Below are 15,606 nucleotides of genomic sequence, written 5' to 3' on the forward strand. Positions count from 1 at the left end.
GTTACTCGAAATTTAGCATGAACGGGTGAAATAGCGAACTGGCGGCAACGGCGTTCGCGCAGGTACCTCGTACACCAAAATTTCGTTCGCGCTTTTCTCGCGCCGCCCCTTCTAATCTGCCAAAATGCGGCGTAATCTAACCCAAAATACAGCCTTGGTAGCATTATTGGCGCTGGCGTTGCTGGCACCCCTTCTCGGTTTTAGCCCCTTTACCGCCAGCGCCGAGAACCCTTCACCCATCAGTGTCAAAAGGGTTTATGGAGCAAATCGCCTGCTTACAGCGGTTGAGGTTTCGAAGGAATTTTTCCCAGACGGAGCTACCGATGTGGTGCTGGCTACTGCCGAGACCTACCCCGATGCCCTCTCGGCAGCACCGTTGGCCCGGCTGTACGGTGCTCCGATTCTGCTGACTCGGGAATCCTCGTTAGCAGCGGAGGTAACCGCTGAAATCAAACGCCTAGGGGCGACCAAGGTGACGATCATTGGTGGCACGCAAGCTGTATCCGATTCAGTCAGTTCGGTACTGACCGGCCAAGGGTTGAACGTAGAGCGACTATTTGGTGCCGATCGTTACGCTACCGCAGCCGCCGTGGCCTCCAAGGTAGTTTCGGTCGGAGGTGAAGTGGCAATAGTGCGCGGAGTTGGCGACACCGCTAGCACCAATGCGGGTGCCGCAGCCCAAGAACGTGGCTTTGCCGATGCTTTGGCCGCTTCGACGTTGGGGATGAGTGGAACAAAGGTAGCCACGTTACTCACCACGCCAACCATGTTGCCTCAAGCCACCGCCAGCACCCTTGCAAGTCTGAAACCAGCCAAAACCACGGTGGTTGGTGGTGATGCAGCTGTGTCGCCTTCGGTATATGGACTCGTCGCCAGCTTTAGCCCAAGCATAAACCGCATTAGAGGGTTGAACCGCTACGCAACGGCCATTGCGGTCGCGAAGTCGGTGGAACAAGCTGCTGGGCATAAGGCTGAAACACTAATTTTTACTACCGGTCAGGCATTCCCAGATTCTTTGGTTGGTGGTTCGCTGACGCAACGGTTGAGCGCTCCGCTGATCACCGTACCTTCCGATGTTCCTGCTGGAACTGGCAGCGCCGTAGCGCGGCTCCAAGCAGCTTTACCGGAACTCGCTGATTATTTGATTGACCACTGCGGACCCACCACCAAAGCCATAATTCTAGGTGGTGAGAACGCTGTGAGCCCGGCCATGAGCGCGGCCATCACAGCACTTCTAACCTGCGATTCGGCCGAAGATGACCAGACCCCTGGTGGTGGAGGCGGTGGCGGGACACCGTCATCAAGCACCGGCAGTTCTTCCACTACGACCTCAAGCTCAACCAGTTCGTCCACCTCTACCTCTACCTCTACAACCTCTTCGACCTCAACTTCCTCGACGACCTCAACCACCACTTCCTCTACGACCTCAACCACCACTTCCTCGACGACCTCGACAACCGAAGCCGGAGGAGACGATGACGACGATGGTCCTGGACCGAATGTCGGCGATGGTCTAACCATCTATGTGGCCGATAGCTCAGCTCCGATTACCGGCTTCAATTTGACACCCCCAGAAGGCAACCGGGTGACCCACCCATCCGACATCGCCAGCCAATGGACCTCAGCCGTAGACGGCCAGACTGGTGTCGATTCAGACGCCTTCGAGAATCCAGCCCGTGTGGCGTTGGTGAATGGCACAGTGCTCGACCAGGCCGGCCAGGCGCTAGAAGGTGTGACGATAAGCGTGGTCGACTCGGCCAATCTAGGAAGCACAAAAACCAAATCGAACGGCCACTATCTAATTGCGCTCAATGGTGGCACCGAGGTGGTGCTCCACTTTGAAAAAGATGGCTACTTACCATCGCAACGTCGTTTCAATTTGGCTTGGGGTGAGTGGCGAGCGATCGATGACGTGGTGCTATTGCAACGGGCCGGGCTGGCCCAAGAAGTATCGCTAGATGACGGCAGCACCGTTTATGTAGGCGATGAAACTCCGGCTGATGAAGGAGATGAAGGAACAGCCCGTACGCCTCGTATTTATCTGCCAGCCGGAACAACGGCTACACCTTGTACCGATTTGACCACACCCTGTAGCAACCCGGGTACAGTCATTAACCCGGTGCATCTGCATATCACCGAATACACCGCTGGTGAGCTGGGCTTTAACGCTATGCCCGGTGACTTGCCCCCAGCAATTGGCTACACTTACGCCGCTGAAATTTTCGTAGAGGGCGCTGAAGGCGCGGCGCGGGTTGATCTCTCGAAGCCCGCCTCCATGTATCTCGATAATTTCCTTAACATTGCGGTCGGTACCGCAGTTCCGCTTGGTTTTTATGAAACCGACCCGGCGGTTTGGGTACCTTCACCGGATGGTTTGGTAATTGAAGTTCTCACTAACTCTGGCGGAGATATCAAGCTGGATTTGGTGGGTAAAGGTCATGCCGCCACGCCTGGCGAGCTCGATGCTATCGGCATCGATGAAGCAGAACTAGTGGCTATTGCTAACCAGTTCAGCACTGGCGATGAGTTCTGGCGGGTACAACTACCCCACTTCTCGTCGCCCGACCTGAACTACCCGGTTGGTCCCGCCAATGAGGACGGCCTCGTAGAACCACCGAACCTCAACCCCATTCAGTCGCCACCCGGCTCTCCCACTGCAGGTGAACCTACCGAAAACGGCTACGGCACCATCATGTTGGAATCCGCTGCTATGAGTGAATCGCTACCGATTTATGGCACACCTTATTCACTCACCCATGTGACCAACCGGCTGCCCGGGCATCATGCTCAACTCGAAGTTCCTGTATGGACCGACAGCGAGGAAGCCCTCAATGATCCCGAGCTTCTAGAAATCAGTGCACAGCTATTGATCGCTGGCCGTACCATCGACTCGGGCGACATTATTGACAAGGTCCGCGAGGACGGGGCTCGGAGCGTGACCTTTACCTGGGACGGACTCGACGCTTTCGGGAATCGAATGGTGGGCTCGCAGCAAGGGCTGGTGAAGGTGACCTACCGTTACCGTGGCTACTATCTAATCCCAGCCGGAGTGGCCAGCAGTTTCGGAGTTACCCCAGACGGTAGCGAAACTTTTGCCAAGCTGCCGGTGCCACCTGAAGCCCGTCGTTTTGCTGAGAAAACCAGCTTGTCTAGGGTTACTTTGAGTGCCCAAATGTGGGATGCGACCGGTATCGGACTAGGTGGCTGGGGTATCTCTGTAAACCACGTGTATGACCCAGTTTCTCGTACCGTGATGTTGGGTGATGGTGGTATGTTCCAGGCGGCTCCTTTGGGCGGCGAGTTGTCGCTGGTGACCGGTGCCAAATATCTGCAAAACTGCGGCGATAAAGATGTCAGCGCCCAAACGGATGGTTGTGGCGACGGTGGCCAAGCCACGGCTGCCTCAGTCAACAATTTCCAAGGTATTGGTGTTAGCCCCGACGGGTGGATTTATCTACTCGATATGGGAGGTTCCTATATCCGCCGGATTGACCCTAAAACCGGTGATATCAGCCACTTTGCTGGAACTGGCGTCCACAACCCTAACTACGGTCAAGTTAACGATGACGACTATTGCCTCCCAGGTGGTGGCTACCCGAGTAGGCTAACTGGCCCGTGTGGAGACGGGGGGTCGGCCCTCGCGGCCCCTATGAAGGCCACCGACCTTGCTTTTGGCCGTGACGGCACCGTTTATATCGGCGATAGTCTGACCAACCGAGTTCGCAAAATCGACCCTGCTACAGGCATCATCACCAATGTGGTGGGTGACATTACTGCCGAAAGCCGCTGTACCGATACCGGCCCGTGTGGTGACGGTGGACTCGCCACTCAAGCCGAACTGGGTTGGGCGCCTTCTAGCTGCTTCACCCCCGAGCGGCTCAACATTGCGGTTGGGCCCGATGATTCACTTTACGTTGAGCATGGCAGCCGCAACCGCATTCGCCGAGTAGGTGCCGATGGCATAATAGAAACTATCTTCGCGGCCCCTGGCGGTAAACCCTGCTTTGGTAGCGATGTCGGATCCATGAGCTATCACGGCCTGTCCGATAAGGGACGCCAGAAAGCTAATCCGACTGGCACAACGGCGACCTTGCCGGTGGCCTTCCCCAACATTGGCGACGCTGTCACCAACAAGCCCTCGGCCGTTATAACCGACCTTTTGGTACGAGCAGATGGCACAGTGCTCTTCACCGACGCTCATTGGTCGTCCATGCGTTGCCCGGCTATTTGGGCTCTAAGCCCGACAGGTTCAGTCACCCTATTTGCAGGCAAACAGAGCGGTACCGACGGTGCCCGCTGCGACCAAGAGAGTCGAGACGATGACGGTCGAGCAGCAGCAGCCTCAGCGTTACGCCCCATGTATCTGGCCGAAGCCCCCGACGGTTCAATTTTGGTAGCTAGCGGTCACCCGGTCAGTGGCCTAAGCAGCGACTGGCACCAAGACGGTGAAGCAGGCAACGACGAAACAGGAGTCTGTGACTACGGGCTGCGCAGAATCAACTCGGACGGTACCCTAACCACTCTTCTCCCCTGGGATTTAGGTATATGTGAATTGCCCGTAGCGGGACAGTCGGCCCTCACCGCCACCGGATACTTCCAACCAGTCTTGCCTGCGGTGGCACCCGATGGAACTGTCTTGGTCGGATACCCCACCTCTAGTTTCCCGTCTGATGATGGCGGCGACGCCAGTCGTGTCTTTGCCCTGGGCGAGCTGTTCCCAGGTTTCGGAGCCAACGAACTAGTGGTGCCTACACCCGATGGCGAAAACCTTCTGATCTTTGACCATCACGGCCGCCATTTACGTACCAATTCGGCCTCAACCGGTGCCCGTATCGTTAGCTTCACCTATGACGGCCAAGGCCGCCTAAGCACCATCACCGACGGCGACGACCGCGTAACCACAATCAATAGGAATGAAGACGATCAGCCAGCTTCAATCGTCGGTCCATACGGACACACCACCGGGCTTTCAGTTGGAGGTGACGGTTGGCTTGCCGCGGTGACCGAACCCGCTGGGGCGACCACCAACCTAGAAACCAACGCTGGCGGACAGCTCACTAAAGTTATTGGTGCTAGTACAACCGCCGGACCACGAGAATATTCATTTACCTACAACTCCCTGGGCCGTCTGGCCTCAGCTTCTTCACCTGAAACTGGCAGCTCCACACTCTCCACCCTTAGGGCAGGCCAAACTACGAAACATACCTTGACCGCCCCTGATGGTTTGGTGAGTTCAGTGGAGGTCACGGCGCTATCGAATGGGACCATTCGCAGAAAGGCCACCACACCCTCCGGTTTGGTCACTGCGATCGAAATCATGACTGATGGTTCGCAAAAGATTACTGAACCCGATGGCACGATCACGGTGAACCGCTTTGCGGCCGACCCTCGTTTCGGGTTGGCAGTCCCTTACGTTGCCACCTCCACCATGTTTGGCAACGCCGACCAATTTGAATCCAACTCTCCGGCCCAGACCCTGTCTAACAACCGCAGCTTCGATAGCGTCACGGGAATAATCACCGAAACTGTGACCCGCGATGGACAGACCAGAACCTCGGTCTTTGATCCAGCTAGCCGAACTTATACCGTGACGTTACCCAACGGATACCAGAGTACGATCGCAGTCGACAATCTTGGTCGAGTGCTCGAAACGAACGGATCACTTCAGCCGAAGACAACATGGGACCGCGATAGTGATGGGCGAATTGTCTCCATCTCGCAGACACCGGTCGGCGGCGGTGCTGCCCGGGTGATTACCCGAAGCTGGGATTCGTCCACTGGCCACCTGGTGTCGGAGACCAATGCTGCTTCCGAAGTTGTTTCCTTCGTGACCGATACCAACGGACGTGTAACCAAAATTACTCGCCCCGACGGAAACCACATTGGCGTAACGCTGAATGAAACCGGCCAACTAGTGGCTCTAACCACCGCCGAAAACACTGTCTTTGCTCAAAGCTTTGATCTGGAAGATCGCCTGGCTAGTTTCACTACCCCAGATACCGGCGATGATGCCACAGCTCTTCGCAGCTACAACTCGGCTGGCTTGTTGTCGTCAATCACTAGACCGGGGGAAGCATCTACCACCTATATTTACGACAACGGTCGCTTCACTAACCGTGGGGGCGAAGCACTGGGAACAACTTGGGCCTACAACTCGGCCGGTCAACTTGCTGGGGCTACCAGTGATGACGGTGCTGAGGTCGCCTTTAGCTATGAGGGCAAACAGCTAAGCAGTGAAACGCATACACTTCCCACGTCAGGCACGCCGATTACCGGGATAATTACCCACGGTTATGACTCTCAGCTTCGTCCCAGCCAAGACAGTATTGCTGGACTCAACATCGGGTACACATATGATGACAATGGTTTGATAATCTCTAGCGGAGCAGAGACCATCATTCGTGATAATGCGGGGTTAATCACCAGTCGTACCATCGGCAATATAACGGTTACCTACGACTACAACGGCTTTGGTGAACTGGAATCGACTACCGCTACCGATACCGCCAACAATACAGAGCTCTTCAAAGAAGCCCTTACCCGCGACCAGCGAGGACGCGTCGTTAGCCGTAGCGAAACCGTGGACGGGGTGACCACCACCTGGAGCTACGCGTATGACCCCTTGGGCCAACTGGTCTCCGCCACGGAAAATGGTGACACTCGCAGCTACGGATACGACCGAAATGGCAACTTGGTGAGCGGTCCGAATGGCGCCGTTGGCACTTATGACGCCAGAGATCGTTTACAGACCTACAGCGGGAACACTTACACCTTCGATGCTGCTGGTGACCTGAATACGAAAGTTGTAAATGGAAAAGCCACCCAATTCACCTACGATGCGGCTGGCTTACTACGGCGCCTCGACGTTCCCCGTCAAGATGATGGAAGCGACACCGTTGAATATCTTCACGACGGCCTAGATCGGAGAGTTGCACGAGTCGTCAACGACCAATTGGACGCAGCCTGGTTGTACGACCTGGCCGGACGCCCAGTAGTTGAGTACGGCAGCGACGGTGCCGTTCGTAGCCATTTCGTATATGGCGTCATGCCCAACACTCCCGATTACTTAGTTCAGGGTGGTGAGAACTTTGTAGTTGTGAGCGACTGGCGAGGCAGCCCCCGACTAGTGGTGGGCAGCAACGGCGAAATTAAAGAACGGCTCGACTACAACGAGTTCGGTGCCATTACCAATCACGTTGTTGATACCACCGACAACGTATACAAACCTATCCCCTTTGGCTTTCAAGGAGGCTTGGTTGAGCCAGCGACGGGCTTGGTGCGCTTCGGAGCTCGTGACTACGATCCCGCTCTCGGGCGTTTCACCACCAGCGACCCGATCTATTTCAACGGAGCACAAACCAACCTTTATCAATTCGCCCAGGGCGACCCCATTAACCGAGCGGATCTATCGGGGCTTGGCCCTAACCAAAGCTCTGGTGGGGGTAAACCGTGGAACATCACTACGGCAGGGGTTGGTCTCGGTGGCTCACTCGGTCCTCTAAACGGAGGTGCTCAGGTAGGCGTGGCGAGCGACGGTAAACGACCCGCCGTGCAGGTGACTGTGTCCTGGGGTACCGGTCTTGCCACTACCGGTGCTGAGGCTGGGGTAACCGGTTACCTCGGCACCGGTCAAGGCGAACTTTCCGATGGCGTCGGCTTCGCCAACAACGTGGGAGCAACCGCCGGCGGTGGATTCGGGGGTGGCGTCGACTATGGCGTTGATGCCACTACCGGCGACCAGCTCATTACCACTAGCGCCGGTGCAGTCCTCGGTGCCGAAGGCCATTATTCCCAATCTGCAACCTTGACCATCACCGGCCCCGAGTTTTCTCCGGTAGAAGGAGCCCAACAAGCCGCCTTGGATTCATACAATGCCGACTTCGGACCTCGCTGGTAGCTAATTGTCGAGTGGTGCCTCAACCTTGACGGGGGCACCACTCGCGCTTTGTTCGCGCTAGGCATGTGACGGTGGCCCTATGGCTGTTTTCACTCGTGCACGCGTACATCTCATAGCTTTTCTGGCATTGGCATTGGTCGCTGGCTTGTTGACCTCGCCAGTTGATGCAGAATCTTCTACACCGCGGCTGAGTATCAATCGAGTGTCGGGGTCGAACCGGGTTGAAACCGCGGTGTCGGTGTCGAACACGTTCTTTCCAGCCGCCTCGACGGTGATTTTGGCGACGGCGGATAACTATGCCGATGCCTTAGCGGCAGGTCCGTTGGCTCGTAAGCTCAATGCCCCAATTTTGTTAAGTCCAGCCAACGCTTTACCAACCAGCGTGTCAAGTGAAATTGAGCGGCTGGGGGCATCCAAAGTGGTCATAATCGGGGGGACTAAGGCACTTTCAGCCGAGCTAGAAACAGCACTCTCCACCCGGTCTCTTCATGTCACGCGGCTCTCTGGTGACGACCGTTTCGCCACGGCTGGAGCAGTAGCAAATGAGGTTATCGACCGAGGTGGCGACGTAACCGTTTCGCTGGGTTGGGGCCCCCAAGGATTCGCGGATGCACTTTCCGCCGCCACCTTAGGCATGAAGGGCGACACCTTGGCCACATTGCTAACCCAAAGCAATGGATTACCAGCCGCTACGGTTGCTTCGCTTGTAAACCTTCAACCCACCAACGCTGTGGTCATGGGTGGTGCAGAAGCGGTTAACGCCAGCGTTTACAGCCAAATTGCCGCCCGTTCAAACGCCACGGCACGAGTACAGGGCGCAACTCGTTACGCTACCGCTGTTGCGGCGGCACGAATCATGGAGAACGGCTCAAGTGCACCATCCACATTGATTGTGGCCCGAGGCGATAGTTATCCCGACAGCGTGGTAGCTGGAGCGTTGACCCAACGGCTAGGTGCACCTCTCTTGCTCGTTCCTTCCAAGGTCGCCGATGGTGGCGGCTCAGCGGCAAACCGCCTTGCAGCACAAGTCCCCGAGCTGGTGCAGTACTTGAAAGACCATTGTGAAACCACCGATCAAGTTGTGATTTTGGGCGGCGAGTCGGCGATTAACCCCTCGGTCGAAGCGGCAATTAAAGCTCTCCTGAGCTGTGACGAGGAAGCCGACGATCCAGATGGCACGCCCCCAGGTGGTGGTGACAACGGCGGCGGTGGTTCTACTCCTCCAACCACAACAACATCGACCACATCGACCACTGTCCCCACAACAACATCGACCACTGTCCCCACAACCGATCCTGGAGATGGCGACGGAGACGGTACCGGGGATGGTGACGGTGGCAACTCAGACTACGAACCTCCTACCGGGTTCAGTGGTTTAGGTGTCCCAGTCCCTGGTCAGGTTACCCACCCGGCAGATATTGCGACCTCATGGACAACCGGTGAGAACCGGGGTCAAAACAGTGTTGAAAATGATGCTTTAGATGAACGACGTGTGGCGCTTGTCAGCGGCAAAGTATTCGGACGCCAAGCCTTTTCCAACGAGACCACCGAACTAGGTGGCGTTACAGTCACGGTGGCAGGGGAAGCCGATCTGGGTTACACCACCACTACCGATGAGGGTGAATACCTAATTGCCCTAAATGGTGGCTCTGAGGTGGTGCTCGAGTTCCGTCTTGATGAAGAGGGATATTTACCCGTACAACGACGATTCCATCTGGGTTGGGGCGCTTGGCTCGCACTTGATGACGTAGTTTTAACTCAGCGCGACCCTAAGAGCACACTCGTTGATTCCACCCAGGGTGGTTATCACAAAGCCAGTCCGGTTGTCGAGAACGACCGTACACGTACTGGTCGTGTCTATATCCACCCCGGCACGGTCGCCACCATGGTTGGCGGTACCCAAAATGGACAGACTCTTTCCAAGATGACCCTTTCGATCACCGAATACACGGTGGGAGAAGCGGGCCCAGCTGCCATGCCGGGCGATCTACCCCCATCAATCGAATACACCTACGCCTCCGAAGTATCAGTAGCAGAAGCCGATGCTGCTGGGGCACACAGAGTTGATCTGTCTATTCCAGCATCGCTTTACCTAGACAACTTTTTGCAGTTTCCGGTTGGTACTCGTGCTCCGTTTGCTATCTACGAACGCGATGTTGCCGTTTGGGTTCCAACCCTTGACGGCTCAGTTATGAAGGTTCTTTCACAGAACGGAACCTCAATTGAAATAGATCTTGGCGAAAACCGTGCAGCAACTGAAGAAGAACTTATCAAGGCCGGTTTTCCGAGTGATGAAACGCTAAGAAGCGCCGAGCTAGCAGCAGTTGCAGAACTGTTTAGTGTGGGCAATGAGTTTTGGCGGGTTCAGATGCCCCACTTCTCACCCGGCGACATCAACTACCCCGTCACACCCACCGAAGGTGCTGTGGGGCCACCCACAGTGGAAGCCGAGGAACAACCCTTCCACGGCCCAATTAACGACGAGACCCCACAAGAGGGGTACGGAACTGTACGGGTCGAATCGGGCGCGTTGGTAGAAAACCTACCAATCCCTGGCACCCCGGTCTCACTTGTTCACACTAGCGATCGCCTACCAGGTCGTTTTGCTGAAATTACTATCCCGATCTGGGGAGACAGCAACCCAGCTGATATGGGCGAAGAGCTAATAGAAGCCTGGGCCGAGGTGTCTATCGCGGGGCGAACACTAACTAGCGAGCGCTTTAGCGCTACCGAGTTACAGCCAAACATGACCGCCACCGTAGTTTGGGACGGTCGAGATCGATATGGGCGGTTGTTGGTGGGAAGCCAAACAGCACACGTATCTGTTGTCTATGCGTATCAGGGTTACTACAAGATTCCGAGCGCTACCGCCGCTAGATCCTTCGGTGTGCCACCCACCGGGCAACCAACAACCCTAGTTCCTAGCCGGTTACCGACGTATCTGAGATCAAGCGCCCTTGTACCAGTGACCAGCGCCAGTTGGGATGCTACCGGCCTTGGCCTCGGTGGTTGGGGAGTTTCTCTTAACCACGCTTATGACCCGCGTACAGGATTGTTGCACTACGGCGACGGAACCTCGTTCCGTGCTGATTTGGCGGGTGGGGAATACCAACTAGTAGGTGGGGCCAATCCACGTGACGAGGAATGTCAACCGTGGATCGAATACCACGAAGATACGAACCACTGCGGCGACGGTGGGCTGGCCGTAGATGCCATCTTTGAGAACATCATCGCTATCGATGTTGGGCCCGACGGGTCTATCTACATTGCCGACCAGTCAGGTTTCCGTATCCGCCGTATCGACCCTAACGACGGCAAGGTTTACCCATTTGCGGGTAAAGGAGGAGGCACTTTTGATGAAGTCCCAGCGGAAGAATGCGACACACCCGACAACACAACCGGGCCATGCGACGCCCTAAACGCCATCTTTGAAGCATCAGATCTAGCCGTTGGTCGTGACGGCAGTGTCTACATTGCCGACCTGTTCACCAACCGAGTTCGTAAAGTCACCTCCGATGGCCTAATCGCCAACTACGTCGGTACTGGTGAAGCCTGTAATTACGATGAAGACGAAACTTGTGGGGATGGCGGGCCAGCCAATCAAGCACGCTTGGGTGCCCGAGACGCGGTCGATCAGAACCTAAGCTGCCCACCTCTTCGAATTGCGTTGGCACCTGATGACAGCCTGTTTGTGACTCATGGAAACGAATTCAGAATTCGACGGGTTGGTTCCGATGGTTATATCGAAACTGCCTTATATGCCGACAACCTTGAAGGCTTCTATAAGTTAGCCGACGACCTTCAGCCCTGTGTTCACGACTCAGTTATCGGGTCGTCTGCCAGCTTCAATGAGGGTCAACTGGTACGAGGGCCGTATCAGCCGGGAATGAGTAAATTGAGCTCCACCCAGACTTCGACGGGTCCGTCCGTAAGGCCAGCTGACATCGATCTTCTGGTGAGAGACGACGGAACATTGGTCTTTTCTTATGGCAGTCCAACCAACATGAACGACACCTGCGACTCACAAGGTGGTGTGTGGGCGCTGGCCCCAGGCGGCGCTATCAGCTGGCTAGCTGGCTCTGACAAGCAATCTCTGTGCACCGAGGTGAGCTTTGATGACGGTCTGGCGAGCACCGAAGTTCCGATAGCTCCCTATCGTCTTACCAAATCACCAACCGGTGCCACCTTGGTAAGTGTTCGCGGCTACGCCGGTCAAAACCCTGGCGTTCGCCGTATCGGAAACGACGGTGTTATCTCAACCGTTGTACCTTGGTGGGACGATACCGCGGCTACGGCTGCTTTCCCGGAGGCGGGTTCTCGCGTGTTGGCGAGTGTGAACCACTCTGTTGCTCCACTCATTTCATCGCTGCCCGATGGAACGACCCTCGTAGCTTATAGTTCAACCAACAACTTCAACAACAACAACCCAACCCGCATTCTGGCGATCGCACCACCACTGCCGGGATTTGGTTCCGATGAGCTGGTGGTACCGGATCGCGGGGGCAAACATCTCCACGTCTTTAATTCACGTGGGCTGCATCTGCGCACCGAGTCAGCGATTAGCGGGCGAACTCTCTATAGCTTCAACTACGATCCTATGAATAATGCTCTCGTGAGTTTCACCGACTTCGCGGGCCGCTTAGACGGCAGCCAGCCGGGAGATGGCTTGGTAACCACGATTGAGCGCGACGGGGAGGGCCTAGCAACTGCCATTGTCGGCCCCTACGGGCATCGTACCGAGCTGGTAGTTGATGACGCGGGTTGGTTAGCATCCGTTGAAGACCCAACTGCCGCCACGATTACTTTCGAAACTAACGAGGGTGGACAGCTAACCAAGGTTACTGGAGCTGTTCCAGACACAATCTACGAATTTGGATATGACGATCGGGGTTGGCTCACCTCGGCTACTCGGCCAGAAAGTGGCACGATCACCTATAGCCAAACCACAAACGGTAAGAAGAGCACCTACACCGCCACCCGAGCTAGCGACCCAACAACCACCCAGGTTGCAACGGTTGAAGCATTGCCAGGCGGAGGTATGAAGCGCACCTTTACTAACGAAGCCAACCTCACCGTTGTGAGTGAAACTCAATTCGACGGTTCGGTTAAAACAACCATGCCGAATGGAACCGTTGAAGTGAGAACCCCAGGTGTTGACCCTCGACCTGGGTTTGGCACGATCGCCGCGTTTGCGGCCGAATCTTCGCTAACAACGCCCGGTGAGGAAAATCCGGTGTTAACCACCGTGAGTCGTACCGCCGATTTCGACAACGACGAGTTGGTGAGCTTCTCCGAAACCACCGCTAGAAACGGTGAGGAAACCACCAGTACCTTTACTGTTGGTAACAAGACCCAGGTAGTAACACTGCCCAACGAGGCCACACTTACCACGGTTTATGACAACTTTGGTCGTGTTCTTTCAACAAGTGGCACCGATATGCCCACCACCAGCCTGGAATACGACACCCAGGGCCGCGTAACCACGGTTACGGAAACCGCCAACGGCGCTACAGAGCGAGTTTGGAAATACGAGTGGCATGACACCACCGGGCATCTGGTTTCAATCACCGATCCGCTGGGGGACAAAACAACTTTTGCTACCGATGCAATTGGCCGGATAACCGGCGTTCAAAATCCCGATGGCACAGAGACGGCTATTGCGTTTGATGATGCTGGTCGTATGGAGTCACTTACAACCCCGGGGAACGACGCACACAGCTTTGCATTCAACCTGGAAGACCAGCTTTCCCAATACCGGTTCCCTGAGATTGCAGACACAGGCGGAACCACCAATCGGTCGTTTACCAACGGGCTACTTACTGGGGTGCAACGTCCAGGCGAGGGTGCTACTTCCTTCACCCATGATGCTGCCCGCCGTTACAGCGGCCGCTCGGGCGACAGCGTTTTGGATAGCACTTTGACCTACGACAACCAAGGTCGGGTGGGCTCGGTTCATAGCGACGATGAGGTTACTACCACCTTTGATTACGACGGTTTCCGCCTCAATGACTCGGCCTTGACGATAGACAGCCAGAACTTTGGAAACGTTGCCTATGCCTTTGATTCTCACGGTCGCATTAACCAAGAAACCTTAGGAACAGACGAGATTAGCTTCTCTTACACCACCGGTTTGCTGGCCGAAGCTGGTGCTATGGAGTTCACCTACGACCTTGCAGGTCGAGTAAGCAAACGGACTTTGGGCGATCTAACCGTCGAGCACGTTTACGACGGTTTTGGCAACCTGAGCGAGACGGTAGCTAAACACAATGAGATGCCTGTGTTCAAGGAAGAACTTGAACGTGACCTTGCGGATAGGGTCACCAAGCGCACCGAAACACTGGGTAATGAGCCAGCAACAATATGGACGTACGAATACGACGATGGAGGCCGGCTGAGCCGGGTTAGCGAAGATGACACCAACCGTTACTTCGCCTACGACGAAAACGGCAACCTCATATGTACATCGCCCGAGCAAGACAGCAATGGTGAAGCCGATTGCACCGCAGGAGCTAGCACCAGCGCCTCTTACGACGCGCGAGATCGTATCCTCGAGCGAGGCGAGGTTACCTACACCTTCAACGATGCTGGCGACCTTGTAACCATGAGCCCGAGCTCTGGCAGTGAGACCCAGGTTGAATACGATGCTGCCGGGTTGCTGCGTGAGGTGCGGGTGGGTACGGAACCAGCCACCAGCTATCTACACGACGGGTTCGACCGTCGGGTGGGGCGTCAGGTTGGTGGAAACCTCGAAACGGTATGGCTGTACGACCAATTCGGCCGGATTGTTGCCGAATACAACAACGACGAAAGTTTGGTGTCACGCTTTGTTTATGGGGCGTCGGGCTCTACGGCTGACTATCTAGTACACAAAAATGAGAACCTGTTGATAGTTAGTGACTGGAGAGGCAGCCCTCGACTAGTTGTGGCACCAGATGGCACCATCAAACAACGCCTCAACTACGACGAGTGGGGTGCGATTACCAATGCCGATGTTGGCAACGACATTGCTTCGGGTTTCGCCGCTATCCCGTTTGGCTTCCAAGGCGGTCTGGTCGACCAATCAAGCGGCCTGGTTCGCTTCGGGGCTCGCGACTACGACCCCGCACTAGGCCGATTCACCACCATTGACCCCATTCTCTTTAACGGCGGTCAAACCAACCTCTACCAATTTGCCTACGGCGACCCCATCAATTATGCCGACCCGAGTGGTAGCGGCCCAGCAGAACCAAACACGCAAATTAACTTCGTAACCGGCGCTCGAGCCGGTGCCAAAGCATCTTATGGCAGCGTCGGCGCGTCGATTGGAATCATTTCAAGTGGATCAAAATCGGGTATTCAGCTTTCCGCTCGTTGGGGCAAGTCCGCCGGTACTTTGGTCGCGGGATCGGTCCACGGTTATGCCGGGGTATCAACCGGTGACTTCAAGACCGGAATCAGCTCATCAACGGTGACTGGTGGTATGGCCGGTGCTGGAACTTCGGGTGGAGCAACCGTAAGCGTGAATAATTTGAACGGTAATGTAACTGCAACGGGAGATCTAGGTCTCGGGGCAGGCGCAGCAGGCCACATCTCTGAGGCAGTAACTATGACATTGGAAATCCCGACCATTGAGCCACTGGTTAATGCTGGGGCTAACTTATACGCCTGGGGATACTCGTTATCCCAATAGTATCGATTGCATACGATTGAGCGGAGTTTTCCCTCGTTTC

The 15,606-nt window shown here is 55.7% G+C and carries 2 protein-coding genes; both read left to right on the top strand.

What is annotated here, in order from left to right; translation table 11 throughout:
- Positions 1-124: 124 nt before the first annotated feature.
- Positions 125-7,897, top strand: a complete 7,773-nt coding sequence (locus WC184_08025) for a cell wall-binding repeat-containing protein (protein MFA7477828.1) — start codon at positions 125-127, stop codon at positions 7,895-7,897.
- 79 nt (positions 7,898-7,976) lie between these two features.
- Positions 7,977-15,566, top strand: a complete 7,590-nt coding sequence (locus WC184_08030; GenBank protein MFA7477829.1) for a cell wall-binding repeat-containing protein — start codon at positions 7,977-7,979, stop codon at positions 15,564-15,566.
- Positions 15,567-15,606: the final 40 nt, after the last annotated feature.

The organism is Acidimicrobiia bacterium (assembly GCA_041676705.1).
Lineage (GTDB): Bacteria > Actinomycetota > Acidimicrobiia > Acidimicrobiales > SKKL01 > Actinomarinicola.